Raw genomic sequence first — 13,347 nt, 5'->3', positions numbered from 1 at the left:
CCTAGCGTGTCCACATGATGTCTATCTCCGGGACTTGCGCCGTCCCGACGGTGATGCCGAGCTCATTGCGCCCCAGGTCCACCTCCCAGAGTCTTCCGTTCGCGCGCAGCGTCCCCATGAGGAAGGGCAGCGTCGGGTGCAGGTATCGACGCCGGAACGATGACTCCTGGCCCAGTCTGACGGGCCGGCCATCCGCCGGGGGCAGCGGCGTGTCCAGCTCCACCGCCTCTGTCCGGAAGCAGGCGTCGTAGAGATACAGCCGCCCCGAGTCCTCCAGGAAGTTGAGGCAGTGGCCGTCATCCCAGCCGGCCATGAAGACATACCGGGACGCGACATGGCTCAGCAGCTCCACCGGCTCGTCCGGCGCGAAGGGATAGCGCGCGCAGTCGAGGAAGCGTCCATACAGACGCGTCATGCGACTGGGCTCGAGCTGGTTGATGCCCGGCGCCACCGCCACCATCGCCTCCCAGCGCGCCTCGTCCGTGCGTGGGTCGTCCTTGGGCACCAGGTGCAGCGTGCGCCCTTCCAGCGTCACGCCCTGACAGTTGGCGAGCTGTTGGAAGAGTTGATACCAGCCGCCACACATGCCGCCGCCGACGGCCAGCATGTGGCGCACCGTCCAGGCGGGCACGCCGTAGCGCAGGCCCGTCTCCGGCAGTCCCCGCAGCAGCGCGTCGCAGATGTCCTTGCGCGACTCCAGCCCCGCGCACCAGCGCGAGGACCAGCGCACCAGGGGCACGTAGGCGCCGGACGGGGGCGCGCCCTGCTCGCCGTGGCGCATGGGCGCGCCCGTGGTGAAGAACTCATGTCTGCTGTTGCCGAGGAAGAGCTTGCGCGTGCTTCCGTCCGCGTCCGTCCACTCCGCGACCCACTGGAGCTCCAGCGCGTGCGTGCCGATGTGATTGGGCAGCGACCGATTGAAGGACACGGGCTCCGCGAGCGTGCTCCAGCCCGCCGTGCGCTCCAGGCTCACCGGATGTGGCCCGAGCCAGCGGACGGGCGTTTCCAGACCATTCGCCGAGGACAGCGAAGGTCCGAAGGCGCTCAGTTCGAACGAGGCGGGGACGAAGTGGTTCGCCAGCAGCGCGATTCGGACGGAGGGACGTGTCCCTCGGACGTAGGCCACGGGCTCCGCGCGGTGGCCTCGAATCCACTCGGGCTGTTCGCCCAGGCGGGTGTCCGTGACGGGACTCCACAATGCAACCGCGCCGCACTCCGCGTCTCCCCGGTCGAAGTGCAGGCTGTAGATGGCCAGCGGTTCCGCGTCGTGCATGTCCACCCCCCCCTTGTCCGTGCCGGAGGGGCACGGTCACTGCTTCACGCCTTCCGGAGACGCCCCCACGGGCCTCCGGTGGGCCTATTCATACAACAACACGCGCGTCACCCACGGCGCGCCCTTCACGTCGCGCAACCAGCGCAGCCGCTCCGCGCGCAGCGCCACCGCGGGCGTCGCACCCGCGTGGATGCGCTCGCGCACGCCCTGGAAGAACCGGCCCGCTGAGTCCGGAATGTCCACCGTCGCCGCGAACACCGCGCGAGCCCCCGCGCCCACGAATGCCTGGGGCAGCGAGGACGTCTGGTGAAGGAAGGGCGGCAGCCGCGCCGCGCTGCACGCGCCCAGCAGCACCACCGGCGAGCCCTCCAGGCGCACCTGCTTCAACGCCTCCGAGGTGAGCGCATAGCGTCCGTCATACTCGGGAGCCAGGGCGATGACCGGTGCTTCGGACAGGCTGCGGTCCACCACGCCGTGCGCGTGGAACTCGATGTCGGTGGCTCGCGACATCGCCTCCAGCACGCGCGAGGGCGTGGCCTGGGCGCCAGACAGCTCCATCGACTGGCCGATGGGCGCGGGTGTGGACTCCCACGAGGACAGCCGCGCGAGCCCCAGGCCCGAGGGCGTCTCCACGTTGGCCACCACCACATGCAGCGGAGGAGGTGGCTTCCTCTTCGGCTCTGGCGAGGCGTCCATGGCCACGCGGTAGCTCCACGCCATCTCCGGCGGGAGCAGTCCGGAGCGGCTGTCCAGGGGCGGCGCCGCGAGCACCTCCACCCGAGGACACGAGCGCAGCAATGTCAGCAGCTTCTCCGGCACCAGCCCGGAGAGGTCGTCCCCCAGGGGCTCCTTGCGTGAGGCGTCGTGGTGCCCGAGCACCTGTCCCCGGGGACCGAGCGCCACCACCACCGTGCGCTCGGCTTCCGCCGCGGCGATGAGCGCACACTGCTTCGGGCTGGCGACGCCCAGATGGTCGGCCACGACGCCTGGCACCTCGGAGAAGGCGCCGGCCTCTCCGGCGGTGACGGCCATCGTCTGATAGGCCACCGCCACCGTGTCGCGTGCGTCCGCGTCCGTGTTCAGGTACGGCGCGGCCTGTCGGATGACGGCGGCGAGCCGCGCGTTGCCCTGCTTCCGGTCCTTCAGCAGCTCGAAGCGCGCCTGGACCAACTGGGCGAGCATGCGACGGCCGGGAGTCTCCCGCGTGGCGTGGGCTCGCGTCAGCTCCGCGCTGATCTGCTCCGCGTCCTCGGGCCGAGGGTCCAACCGCATGAGGTCGGTGAGTGTCCACGCGCCGATGAGACCCACGGACGGATTGCATTCCTGCGCGCGCGACAAGGCGCGGCGAGCCTCCTTGGGCCGCAGCCGCATCAACTCCAGGGCCGCGATGTTGCGGTGGACGTAGTTCTTCACGTCGCAGGTGTCCGGGGCGCGCGCCAGGTACTCGGACAGGTACGCGCGCGCGGAGGCGACGCGGAACTGGAAGCGCGCGGCCTGGGCGAGTGCGCGCAGGGCCGCCGACTCCAGCTCCCACTCGCCCATCGCCTGGGCTTCGCGCCAGCTCGCGCGGCCCGTGTCCTCGGCCTCCGACAGCCGGTTGGCGGACGTGGCCCGGTGGCTCACCTTGCGCAGCAGGTCCGCGCAGCGCGGGCGAAGCCGCTTCTCCCGGCACAGCGTCAGCGCGGCCTTGAGTCGCTGGTCCGCCTGCCAGGCTTCACCCGCGAGGCCCTCCTGCCGCGCGAGTTCGTCCTGGACCAGCAGGTGGATCCACGGGTCGTTCCACTGGCGCGCCACGCGCTCCAGCTCCTCGGGGGGACTCTGGGCCTCCGGCGTCAGCAGCCTCGCGCCGAGCAGCAGGTCATGTTCGCCCGCACCGCGCAGACGGGTGAGGTAGTCCGGGGACGCGGGTTGGCGCTCTCGCAAGAGGCGGGCGTACTCGGCGGCCAGGGGCGCGCGTCGCGTGAAGTCCCGCGTGGCGATGTTCCGCGTGTGGTCCGCCAGGGCCGTGCCGCCGTGGATGCGGTCCAGCAGCTCCGCCAGCGGGAGCAACGCCTGCACCCGGGCCGACGTGGGCGCGGTGCGCACGACGTCGTAGAAGAGGCCGCGAGAGATGCCGGGATGTCGGCGCGCCTCCTCCAAGGGGATGGGGAGGTTCGCGTCCTGGGCCAGCTGGGTGAGCGCGGTCCTCGTGCCGTTCCAGGACTCGGCCCGCTGGCTCACGGAGGCGCGCAGCCAGGACGCGTGCTCACGGGCCTCCGCGCTCCAGCCGGGCTCGCCCAGGGCGGCCACCTCGTCGAAGACGGACGCCGCGAGCAGGTGCAGCCCCATTTCGCGCAGCACGAGCGCCCGGTTCCACAGGGCCTGCGGATGACGGGGCGAGGTCTCCAGCAGGCCGTCGAGCCAGGTCAGGGCCTCGTCGTTGCGCTTCAGCAGGAAGGCGGCGACGGCCTGGTCGTTGTCGCGATTCAGCGATGGAGGCGCATGCGCCAGGTGCGCGAGGCCCTGCTGGGGATCTCCATGGAGCAGATAGGAGGCGGCGATGCCCGCCCGGTCTCCGCTCTCTTCCAGCCGGGCCAGCTCCCTCAGGGGAACGGCGATGGAGGGGCGCTCCTCGCGAGGCCGGACGTAGGGACGATGGACGTCCGCGGCCGGGACGCTGAGGCGCGGCTCCAGGGGGCGGGTGCGTGTGTCGGTGAGCCAAAGCAGCTCGTCACGACGGCCGGGCAGCGGGCCCGAGCGCGCGATGAGGATGGCCGGGAACACGAGCAGGGGGATGAGATGCCAGGCACGCAGGCGCGGCGCGCGTCGCCCGCGAGTAGACTTCCCTGGTGCATCCAGCTCGGCAGCCATTCGCTGGACCCTCCCCGTCGCTCCGCGTCCCATGGCGCGAAGCCATCACTCAGGCCCCGAGTCTTAAGCCAAGAAGCCTGACTGAGACAAATGGTGTTGGTGAAAGTCACGATGGGTTGGGGATGACGGCCTGAGTCATGACGACCCGGGCGGTGCGTCCGGGCGGCGGGTGGGTGCTCTCCGGCGCTAGGGTTGCGCCATGTTCATCGTCATCCTCGGCGGTGGTGTGTCGGGCCTGTCATGCGCCATCCGGTTGCAGGAGGCCGGGCACACGGTGGAGGTGTGGGCGCGAGAGCTGTCGCCTCACACGACGTCGGATGTCGCCGCGGCCGTCTGGTACCCCTATCGCGCGTGGCCGCAGGAGCGCGTCAGTGCCTGGGCGAAGCGGACGTACACGGTGCTGGCGTCACTGGCCCAGGAGCGCCCCGAGGCGGGCATCGTGATGGTCCCCGGCGTGGAGGTGTTTCGTCGTCACGTCGAGGATCCGTGGTGGCGCGACAGCGTGCCGGACTTCCGTCGGGCGCGGGCGGACGAGCTGCCTCCGGGACTGTTGGAGGGTTATCACTTCACCGCGCCCGTCATCGAGATGCCGCGCTATCTGCCGTTCCTCATGGCGCGCCTGCGCGAGCTGGGCGGCCACATCATCCAGCGAGAGGTGCGCTCCCTGGACGAGGCGTGGGCGAGCGCGTCCCTCGTCGTCAACTGCACGGGTCTGGGGGCTCGGGACGTCGTGGGAGACGAGACGCTCTTCCCCGTGCGCGGTGAGGTGCTCCGGGTGAGTCCTCCCCCCACGGACCGCTTCATCTTCGACGACGAGTGCGAGAGTGGCATGGCCTACGTCATTCCCCGCTCGCGGGACTGCATCCTCGGCGGCACGGCGGAGGAGGGGAACGCGTCGCTCGTCCCCGACGCGTTGAAGGCCCGGGCCATCCTGGAGCGCAACGCGCCGTTGCTTCCCGACGGCGCGAAGCTGGACGTGGTGGAGCACAAGGTCGGGCTGCGCCCTGGACGCCCCACCGTGCGACTGGAGGTGGAGGTCCTCGGGGAGCGCGTCGTGGTGCATGACTACGGCCACGGGGGCGCGGGCGTCACGCTCTCATGGGGCTGCGCGGAGGAGGTCGTCCAACTCGTCGCGGCCCACTCCCGCTGAGTCAGGCCCCCGCGCGGAGCACGCGTCCGAAGCCGCGCTCCTGGCCCAGGGCCGGGGACACCGTGCCGGCGCTCACCGCCTCGCGTCCGGCGATGAGCACCGCCTTCACCGCGGCATCATTGCGGCGCACCAGCCGCACGAAGCCTCCGAAGTTCTCCATCGGTGCCTCGGCGATTTCATCGAGCTTCTCGTCCAGGCCGTCGGGATTGATGACGACCAGGTCGGCGCGTCGGCCCTCGGCGAGCACGCCCGCGTCCATGCCGAACCAATCGCCAATCTCCCCGGTGAGCCGATGCACCGCGCGCTCTATGGTCATGAAGGGCTCGCCGCGCTTCTGTGCCTCGCGCACCAGCCGCAGGAGCCGCAGTGGGAAGTTGTAGTGCGCCATGTTGCGCAGGTGGGCGCCCGCGTCGGAGAAGCCGACCAGGATGTCGGGGTGCTGGCAGATGAACTCCAGCTCCTTGAGCCTGTCATTGGCCATGACGGTGTACCAGCGCAGCGCGTCCCCGTGCGTGGCCACCAGGTCCAGGAACACGTCCACCGCGTCGCGGCCCTGCTCCTGGGCCACCTGCGCGAAGGACTTGTTCACCAGGCTTTTGTCCGGGCACTCGAGGATTCGCGACTGGTTGAAGTCGCGGTGGAAGGCGCGCGGCAGGAAGCGGTTGGTCCACTGGCTGCGGAAGCGGGCGCGGTACTCCGGGTCCTTCAGCAGCCCCGCGCGGGAGGCCGCGTCCTGGAGGTGCAGGGCCGCCGCGCCCGCGCCGAACTCCTCGAAGACCACCAGGTCGATGCCGTCCGCCCACAAGTCGAACACCTCCGGCAGCGCCTGCCAGCGGAAGTTCGCGCCGAACAGCGTGTTGGCCGCGCGCGACAGGACGCCGATGAGCCGGTGGATGCCTCGGCTCGCGCGCGGGTCCATCATCGAAATGACCGTCGTCTTCAGCGTCTTGCGCCACAGGCCCATGCTCTCGAGCAGGAACAGCACCACGTTCACCTTGGTGCTGATGTTGGGCACGCCCTGGAACACGCGGCCCCGTGCGCGCAGGAGCTTCGTCAGCCGGCGGTACTCGCTCCAGCGGGCATAGGTGGAGGGCAGGGGACGGCTGCGGATGTCGCGCGAGCCGCCCATCTTGTCCCACTTGAGCGTCATGATGGACATGCCCAGGTAGCCCAGGTCCAAGCCCTCGGTGACCATCGCCTCCATGCGCCGCAGCTCGTCCTCGCTGGGGCGCAGCCCCGGCTCCAGGCTGCGATGCAGACCCATGGCGTGGGCGCGCAGCGCGGAGTGCCCCAGCATGGACGCGACATTGGGGCCCAGCGGAAGCGTCTCCAAGTGCTCCAGGTAGCCGCCCAGCGAGTCCCACGTCTTGCGCTGCTCCAGCAGCGAGCGGACGGTGTCGTAGGGGATGGCCTCCACGCGGCAGAACATGTCCGCCAGGTCCTCGGGCTTGCCCACCGCGAGGCTGAGCGAGCAGCTTCCCACCACCACCGTGGTGACGCCGTGGCGCACGGACTCGGAGAGCGACGGGGCCAGCTCCACCTCCGCGTCGTAGTGGGTGTGCAGGTCGATGAAGCCCGGAGTCACCCAGTGGCCGGCCGCGTCGATGACGCGCGTGTGCGGCGCGCGCTCAATCGGTCCTTCCGTGAGGGCGGCGACCGTGTCTCCTCGGATGCCCACGTTCAGCTTGCGGGGTGGGTTGCCTAGACCATCGAATACGAGTCCGTTCTCGACGATGAGGTCCATGGGCCGAGCCTAGGCCCGCCGTTCTGTCCACTTCCACCCGGAAGCCACCGACAGGAGGGCGGCAAACAGTCGGGCGCGGTGCGTCAGAGTGGATGTACGCCCCTGGAACGAGGAGCGGGGCGCTTGCTCGCAGGCCCGCTCTGGCGTGCTCCCATGCCTACCTTGCCGTCCGGACGACACGAACGCGACCTGCGCGCGGGAGGCGAGAGATGGCACGGACACGGTGGAAGTGGCTCACGCTGGTGGGCTTGGGCGCGTCGCTCGCGGCCTTCACGGGATGCGAGGACGATGAGGTTCGCGACAACTCACGCAATGTCGGCCGCGAGATGGGCAAGGCGGCGAGGGAGGTGCGTGACGGCACGCGCGAGGCGGCGAAGGACATGAAGACCGCCGCGGAGGAGGCCTCGCAGGGTTTCAAGGAAGGCGTTGGCGGCTCGGGTGCGCCGGGCGATGCGGCCACACCCGTGCCGAACCAGTCAGAGGAGGACCGGGAACGTTCGGTGGAAGACCGCGACGTGCCAGGTGAAGCACCTCCGCGTTGAGGTCACATGGGCCCTCCTGGCGCCGTGACTCGGCGCGGTGCCAGGATGACGCTCACGGCCATGCAGCGGCTGGCGGGGGCCCCATGAGCGAGCTGGAGCTGGACAAGGTGTATCGCCGGGGCGAGGAGTCCCCTGGCGTGCGGCGCATCCAGGAGTGGCTGACCCTGAATGGCTTCGCGGTCGCCATCGACGGGGACTTCGGCCCCGCCACGGAAGCGGCGCTCAAGCGGTTTCAGGCCAGGTCGAACGTGCCTGTCTCCGGGGTCGCGGACGCGGTGACCTTCGAGCGGCTGGTGGCGCCGCTGCGCTCGGCGCTCTCCCTGGCTTCTCCGGCGGGCCGCTCCCTGGGCTCGCTGACGGTGGCGTATGCGGCGCAGCACCTGCGCCAGCTTCCGCGCGAGGTGGGTGGGAGGAATCGCGGCCCCTGGGTGCGGATGTATCTGGATGGCAACGAGGGCGCGTCCTGGTGCTGGTCCGCTGGCTTCGCGACCTTCTGTCTGCATCAGGCGGCGAGGACGCTGGGCGTGCCCATGCCCGTGGAGCGGACCTTCTCCAGTGACTTGCTCGCGGCGCAGGGGCGCGCGCGGGAGAGCTTCCTCTCCACGCAGAGCGCGCCGCCGGACCGCACGCGCATCCGTCCGGGCAGCCTCTTCCTGCGGCGCCGCACGCCCGGAGACTGGGCCCACGCGGGCATCGTCACCGAGGTGGATGAGGAGACCTTCCAGACCATCGAGGCCAACACCAACGACGAGGGCGCGCACGAAGGCTACGAGGTCTGTGCACGCACCCGGGGCTTCAAGAACGTGGACTTCGTCCTCGTGTGACGAGCGCTGCCTTGGCTCACGTGGGCTTGCCCGGTGTCGGCTTGCCGTCGCGAGGCTTCGCCGGGCGCGGCGTGTAGTGCGCCAGGACGGGCTGGTGGTCCGACGACTCGGTGCTCCGGTCCACCTCGAAGAGGACAGGCTCCAGCTCCGGGCTGGCGTAGAAGTTGTCGAAGCGCTTGCCTGTGGCGGGCACGATGCCCGACTCGTCCGGCAGCGAGGTGAGGGTGGCGCTGTCGGCGATGTCCTGGAGCCGCAGCCAGTGCTCGCTGCCTCGCGGAACCTTCCCGGAGCGCAGCTCCGAGCACGCCTGCTTCGGCGTCATCATCTCTCCGTCTGGCATGCGGACCCTTGCGACGGCGGCGTGGGCGATGGTCTCCGGCAGGCCCTGCTCCAGCACATGCAGCTCGTGCCGCAGCCGAGGGTCCGCGATGTTGCCCACGCCCGTGTCGCCCACGCTCGTGTGCGGCACGCCGTAGCGCACGGCGTACTCCTCCACCGTGTCCGTGTCGTCGTAGGTGATCAGGTGGGCCATCAACCAGGAGCCGCCGCGCTTGATGGCGGTGTTGGCGTTGAAGTCACCCAGCGCCACAGCGTGAGGGACCTCCCGGTGGCGCAGCAGCGTGTTGAGCTGCCTCAGGTTGTGCGCGTTGATGCCGGAGTCTCCCAGCGTGTGGTGCACGTTGTAGAGGACGACGGGCACACCCTCCACGTCCAGCCGGACGTACAGCGCGCCCCGGTCCTCCGGTAGCTCGCACGGGTCTCCGCCCCGGCGATGGATGGCGGCGGCGCGCTCGGCGTCGGAGAGGGAGTAGGTGAAGTGGGCCGCGTCCACCAGCGGATGCCGCGTGAGGAACGCCTTGCCGTTGATGAGCCTCGCGCCGTTGCCACCGTCATGACCGAAGTACGCCAGGTGGAAGCCGTACCGCGCCGACAGCAGCACGGCGATGGGGACGTTGGCCTCCTGAAGCCCGATGACGTCCGGCATGCGGCCCTCCGCCTCCAGCCCGTCGAAATACGCCAGCAGGGCTTCGCGGCGCTGTCCTCCGAGCAGGATGTTGAAGCTCATCACGGAGAGCCCGGGGCCCGTGGGCGGCCGGGACTCCGGGTGTCGGACGAGCAGCGTGCGCCCATCGCCGAGCTTGCGCTCCGTTGCCGGCAACTTGAAGGCGTCGAGGCTCGGCAGGGTGAGGGTGGGGTCCCTGCGAGGACGAGGCTCCTCGGCGCTGGTCGCCATGCGGCCAAGAAGGGGCCCCACGCCCGGCAGGTGCTCGAGGACCTCGGGCACCTTCATACGGGCTCCTGGGGCAGGCCCCTCCCACGAGGGGCGCGAAGCAGCGAGTCGTGCTGGCGAGCGACGGTGTCCACCAATCCTCCTGGGTGTCCTCAAGTTCGGTGCGGATCCTCCGACTCGCCAGGGGGCAGGCTTCTTGGAACGCGTGGTTCGGCCATTCTCGCCGGGACGGAAAGCGGGCGGGCGGCGAGGCCATGGCCTCCTCTGCGGCAGACCGAGAGGCAGAGCGGGGGCACCTCGTGGTTGAATGCTGAACATGATGCGGGTGTTGCTGCTGGTGATGTGTGCTGTGGGAGTGACGGCGTGCGCGACCACGACGTCCCGGGCCGAATGGGCGCCGCCTTCGTGTGAGCCGGGCGCGCTGCTTCCCTGTGCGGAGTGGGGCGCCAAGCTGCTGCGCGAGGGAGACCGTCCCCGGGCCATCGAGGCCTACGGCAAGGCCTGCGAGGAAGGCGACCTGTCGAGCTGCATGACGGAGGGCAAGCTGCGCAAGGAGTCCGGCGACCTGTCCGGCGCGGAGCGTCCGCTCACCAAGGTCTACGAGACGGGCGACGTGGCTGCCGCCCTGGCGCTGGCGGAGGTGCACGAGGCGAAGGGCCAGGCCGTGGACCAGCAGGCCGCGGCCCGGCTGCGCCACCAGGCCCCCGCGATGGACAAGCCCGCCACGGAGGTGCTCTTCGCCATGCGGACGGGCAGCGAGATGGGCACGGGCCTCGAGCTGTCCTTCAACCTCCAGCCGATGGCCTTCATGGATCGCCGACTGGGCTTTGGCGCGAACATGGTGTTCGGTGGGGAAGACGGGCTGGTGGAGACCAACGGCTTCGCCGCGTATCAGCACTACGTCTCGCCCTATGTGGTCCCCTATGCGCGGGCGATGGTGGGAGGCATGACGTCGGGGCAGGACACCTTGCTGAACCTGGGCGGTGAGACAGGGGTGAAGCTGTGCCTGGAGGACATTGGCCACCTGAACGTGGCCGCTGGTGTCTCACGCGCCAGCGGGGGCTACTTCTCGGTGGGCCTGGGGCTCAATGGCATCATTGTCCTCGCCATCCTGTTGCAATACCGCTAGCGCCCGCGTCAGGAGTGGGGAGTCCGAGCACGTAGGAGATGGCCGCCTTCGCGAGCCGGCTTGGGCTGCCCGTGGAAGAGTCCCTGCTCCGTGAGTTGTCTGGGACCTACCTGCGGCGGCGGATGTCCATCGCGGAGGTCTCCTTTCTCCTGGGCTATGCCGAGCCGGCCGCCTTCCATCGCGCCTTCACGCGCTGGTGGGGCATAAGCCCGGAGCGCTTCCTCCGAGAGCACCTTCCGGCTTCACCGTGATGCCGCCGTGGTCCTCCGCGCGTCTGGGTCTTTGGAGACCGACCATGCGTGCGTTTTGACTGCCGTGACGGTTCGCGGAGGGCGTCCGCGCGGTGGATTGCGGCGGTGACAAGGACTGTTTGACTCGCTTGGCGACGCGTTCCTAGCATCACGCGACATCAAGGCGGGGGACTCACCACTCACATGCCGGCATTGACTGAGTCACCTGGGTATCTCTCCCAGGGCGAGGACTCGCTTTACTACGTTCATCACCGGGCGCTGACGGAGCGTCGGGCGGCGGTGTTGCTGGCGGGGCCGTTGGGGCTGGAGCGGGCGCATGGCTATGTCGTGTGGGTGAGATGGGCGCGCTTCCTCGCGGCTCGGGGCGTGGAGGTGCTGCGTCTGGATTATCGAGGCTCTGGCGAGAGCACGGGGCGCTTCGATGAGATGACTTTCCCGCGCTGGGAAGAAGATTTGCGCACGGGGCTGGAGCACTTGCGGCGCGTGAGTCCCGGTGTGCCGTTGACGGTGCATGGACTTCGACTCGGTGCGTTGCTCGCGGCGCGAGTGTTCCGGACGGAGCCGGTGGAAGGGCTCTTGATGTGGGAGCCGCCGGAGTCGGGGCGGGCGCATCTGATGGAAGTGCTTCGCCGGAAGGTGGCGGCGGACAACCTGGAGGGGACGGGAGGGGAGGCTCGCTCGCGTGAGGACTACGTGACGGAGCTGGAGGCGGGGCGGCACGTGGAGGTGGAGGGGTTGCCCTGGTCTCGCGGTCTGTGGCGCAGTTCGGACGGCTACGGGCTGGCGGTCCCTGAGAAGGACGAGGCGCGGCCGTGGCGGGTGGTGCACCTGGATGGCCGTCCCGCGGAGCGCTTCCTGGCGCCGGGACGGAGCCGCTCGGTGAGGGCACCTCGGCCCTTCTTCTGGACGACGAGCAACCGGCTCTTGCCGGAGCTGGCGGAACTCTATGAGGACAGTCTGCGGTTCATCGCCGGGACTGGGGCGCGCCACGAGGTGCGGTCATGAGGGAGTTGATCCAGCTCGACGTGAAGGGCCACAGGTTGTGGGGGACGTTTCATCCTCCGGCGACGGGGACTCGACGCTCGGTGGGCGTGCTCTTCCTGAACCCCGGGCATGTGCCGCGCTCCGGGCATGGGGGGCTGTCGGTGCTCGCGGCGGAGAGGCTCGCGGCGCGAGGGTTCCCGTGCTTCCGAGTGGACCTGCCGGGGTTGGGGGACTCGGACGGTCCGTTGCCGGAGATGACGTCGGAGCTGTACCAGCTCGTGTGCAAGGGCGGCTTCGTCGAGGTGGCGAGCGCGGTGCGGGAGGAACTCCAGCGGCGATATGGGCTGGAGGGGATGTTGATGGGGGGGCTGTGTGGGGCGGCGACGACGGCGCTGTATCTGGCGGACCGTGAGCCGGAGGGTGTCCGCGGCCTGTTCATGTTCGAGCCGGAGTTCTACCTGTCGGAGCAGGAAGCGGCGGCGGTGGGAGGGGAAGGGGCCGAGGTGGAGGTTGAGTCCTCGCGGCTGTCATTGAAGCGGGTGACGTCGAAGCTCTTTTCGTATTGGGGCTGGATGCGGATGCTGACGCGGGAGAACGAGTATGCGCGCTTGTTCAAGTACGTGCCGTTCCCGCGACAGAAGCTGCTCGACTTGTTGATGGATTGGGATTCGTTGCCGGCGGTGACGAACGTGCCGTTGGTGCGGGCGTGGCAGCGCGTGGTGGAGCGCGGGCAGCCGGTGCTGGTGTTGACGGCGGAGGGCAAGCTGCGAGAAGTGTTCTTCGACCGCATCCATCGCTCGGCACTGGCGGACCTTCCGCATCCGAACCTGTCGCGGATTCGCCTCAAGGGCACCAATCACATCTTCACGACGGGTGGCGCGATTGAAGCGTGTGTGGACCACCTGTGTCAGTGGGCCTCGGAGCGCTTCCCGGGTTCCAACACCACGCATCTGCCCATCCCGCCCGAAGCTGTGCGTCCGGGTATCGAGCGGGTGGTGGGCTGAAACTGAGCGCCTACCCCATCGTTAGTACGCGTACGGGTGGACGAAGGTCTTCTTCATCAGAGCGGTGGGACCGCTGTTGAGGATGCACTCTCTGGAGTGTGGCGAGAGTGCAGGAGGTGAAGCGCATCGGGTAAGTTGCCTCACGAGACAGCTACCTTTACCGCTGGGTGGTGGAACCCCCCTGTGTCAGGGAAGATGTCGCCTCGGCTGCCGTGCCGAGCTGACCACCCGATGGGGCCGAGCGCAGGCGGTTGAAGTGCCGTACACAGACGCATTCAAGGCGCAGATGGTGAAGCGGATGATGGGCCCGAGCGCGGTGAATGCCTCGACGCTGGCCCGGCAGGTAGGAGTGTCCCAACCGACGT

11 protein-coding genes are annotated in these 13,347 nt (G+C 69.5%); 7 read left to right on the top strand and 4 right to left on the bottom strand.

Annotation, left to right across the window (positions count from 1 at the left end; genetic code table 11):
• Position 1 precedes the first annotated feature (1 nt).
• Positions 2-1,273 carry a hypothetical protein gene (locus HUA74_RS42985; RefSeq protein ID WP_174459212.1) on the bottom strand — a complete coding sequence of 424 codons (1,272 nt, stop codon included), beginning with the start codon at positions 1,271-1,273 and terminating at the stop codon, positions 2-4.
• Positions 1,274-1,357: 84 nt separating this feature from the next.
• Positions 1,358-4,123: a CHAT domain-containing protein gene (locus HUA74_RS42980; RefSeq protein ID WP_174459211.1), complete on the bottom strand. Its 2,766-nt coding sequence runs from the start codon at positions 4,121-4,123 to the stop codon at positions 1,358-1,360.
• A 199-nt stretch (positions 4,124-4,322) separates the two neighbouring features.
• Here HUA74_RS42980 and HUA74_RS42975 point away from each other — a divergent pair, with 199 nt between their 5' ends.
• A complete protein-coding gene (locus HUA74_RS42975) occupies positions 4,323-5,273 on the top strand; it encodes an FAD-dependent oxidoreductase (protein ID WP_174459210.1) in 951 nt (316 codons plus the stop codon).
• Position 5,274: 1 nt separating this feature from the next.
• Here HUA74_RS42975 and HUA74_RS42970 read toward each other — a convergent pair whose 3' ends face one another.
• Positions 5,275-7,017, bottom strand: coding sequence for an amidohydrolase family protein (locus tag HUA74_RS42970; protein WP_174459209.1), 1,743 nt, complete (start codon positions 7,015-7,017; stop codon positions 5,275-5,277).
• Between the two features lie 209 nt (positions 7,018-7,226).
• Here HUA74_RS42970 and HUA74_RS42965 point away from each other — a divergent pair, with 209 nt between their 5' ends.
• Both HUA74_RS42965 and HUA74_RS42960 read left to right on the top strand, forming a co-directional pair.
• The gene (locus tag HUA74_RS42965) at positions 7,227-7,559 is read left to right on the top strand and encodes a hypothetical protein (RefSeq protein WP_246137600.1); all 333 of its coding nucleotides are present in this window, start codon (positions 7,227-7,229) and stop codon (positions 7,557-7,559) included.
• Between the two features lie 83 nt (positions 7,560-7,642).
• Entirely contained in the window at positions 7,643-8,383 is a 741-nt protein-coding gene (locus HUA74_RS42960; RefSeq protein WP_174459208.1) for a peptidoglycan-binding protein, read from the top strand.
• 16 nt (positions 8,384-8,399) lie between these two features.
• Here HUA74_RS42960 and HUA74_RS42955 read toward each other — a convergent pair whose 3' ends face one another.
• Positions 8,400-9,674, bottom strand: a complete 1,275-nt coding sequence (locus HUA74_RS42955; RefSeq protein ID WP_174459207.1) for an endonuclease/exonuclease/phosphatase family protein — start codon at positions 9,672-9,674, stop codon at positions 8,400-8,402.
• A gap of 247 nt (positions 9,675-9,921) precedes the next feature.
• Between HUA74_RS42955 and HUA74_RS42950 the strand changes: the two genes are divergently transcribed.
• From HUA74_RS42950 to HUA74_RS42935, 4 genes are all read left to right on the top strand, one after another.
• A complete protein-coding gene (locus tag HUA74_RS42950; RefSeq protein WP_174459206.1) occupies positions 9,922-10,743 on the top strand; it encodes a hypothetical protein in 822 nt (273 codons plus the stop codon).
• Between the two features lie 38 nt (positions 10,744-10,781).
• The gene (locus HUA74_RS42945) at positions 10,782-10,994 is read left to right on the top strand and encodes a helix-turn-helix domain-containing protein (protein WP_305794251.1); all 213 of its coding nucleotides are present in this window, start codon (positions 10,782-10,784) and stop codon (positions 10,992-10,994) included.
• Positions 10,995-11,177: 183 nt separating this feature from the next.
• The gene (locus tag HUA74_RS42940; protein WP_174459205.1) at positions 11,178-11,999 is read left to right on the top strand and encodes a serine aminopeptidase domain-containing protein; all 822 of its coding nucleotides are present in this window, start codon (positions 11,178-11,180) and stop codon (positions 11,997-11,999) included.
• Positions 11,996-12,982 carry a hypothetical protein gene (locus tag HUA74_RS42935; RefSeq protein ID WP_174459204.1) on the top strand — a complete coding sequence of 329 codons (987 nt, stop codon included), beginning with the start codon at positions 11,996-11,998 and terminating at the stop codon, positions 12,980-12,982. The genes HUA74_RS42940 and HUA74_RS42935 overlap by 4 nt, the downstream gene beginning before the upstream one ends.
• The last annotated feature ends 365 nt before the right edge of the window (positions 12,983-13,347 follow it).

The sequence above is a fragment of the Myxococcus sp. CA051A genome (genome assembly GCF_013336705.1).
Classification (GTDB): Bacteria; Myxococcota; Myxococcia; order Myxococcales; family Myxococcaceae; genus Myxococcus; species Myxococcus llanfairpwllgwyngyllgogerychwyrndrobwllllantysiliogogogochensis.
The sequence above is the reverse complement of the archived record's forward strand: the minus strand, read 5'-3'. Positions and strand labels throughout refer to the sequence as shown.

Coding starts and splice junctions, on each gene's coding strand:
- HUA74_RS42945 (WP_305794251.1), top strand. CDS start 10,782: ATGGCCGCCTTCGCGAGCCGGCTTGGGCTGCCCGTGGAAGAGTCCCTG.
- HUA74_RS42975 (WP_174459210.1), top strand. CDS start 4,323: ATGTTCATCGTCATCCTCGGCGGTGGTGTGTCGGGCCTGTCATGCGCC.
- HUA74_RS42960 (WP_174459208.1), top strand. CDS start 7,643: ATGAGCGAGCTGGAGCTGGACAAGGTGTATCGCCGGGGCGAGGAGTCC.
- HUA74_RS42980 (WP_174459211.1), bottom strand. CDS start 4,123: ATGGCTGCCGAGCTGGATGCACCAGGGAAGTCTACTCGCGGGCGACGC.
- HUA74_RS42940 (WP_174459205.1), top strand. CDS start 11,178: ATGCCGGCATTGACTGAGTCACCTGGGTATCTCTCCCAGGGCGAGGAC.
- HUA74_RS42970 (WP_174459209.1), bottom strand. CDS start 7,017: ATGGACCTCATCGTCGAGAACGGACTCGTATTCGATGGTCTAGGCAAC.
- HUA74_RS42955 (WP_174459207.1), bottom strand. CDS start 9,674: ATGAAGGTGCCCGAGGTCCTCGAGCACCTGCCGGGCGTGGGGCCCCTT.
- HUA74_RS42965 (WP_246137600.1), top strand. CDS start 7,227: ATGGCACGGACACGGTGGAAGTGGCTCACGCTGGTGGGCTTGGGCGCG.
- HUA74_RS42985 (WP_174459212.1), bottom strand. CDS start 1,273: ATGCACGACGCGGAACCGCTGGCCATCTACAGCCTGCACTTCGACCGG.
- HUA74_RS42935 (WP_174459204.1), top strand. CDS start 11,996: ATGAGGGAGTTGATCCAGCTCGACGTGAAGGGCCACAGGTTGTGGGGG.
- HUA74_RS42950 (WP_174459206.1), top strand. CDS start 9,922: ATGCTGAACATGATGCGGGTGTTGCTGCTGGTGATGTGTGCTGTGGGA.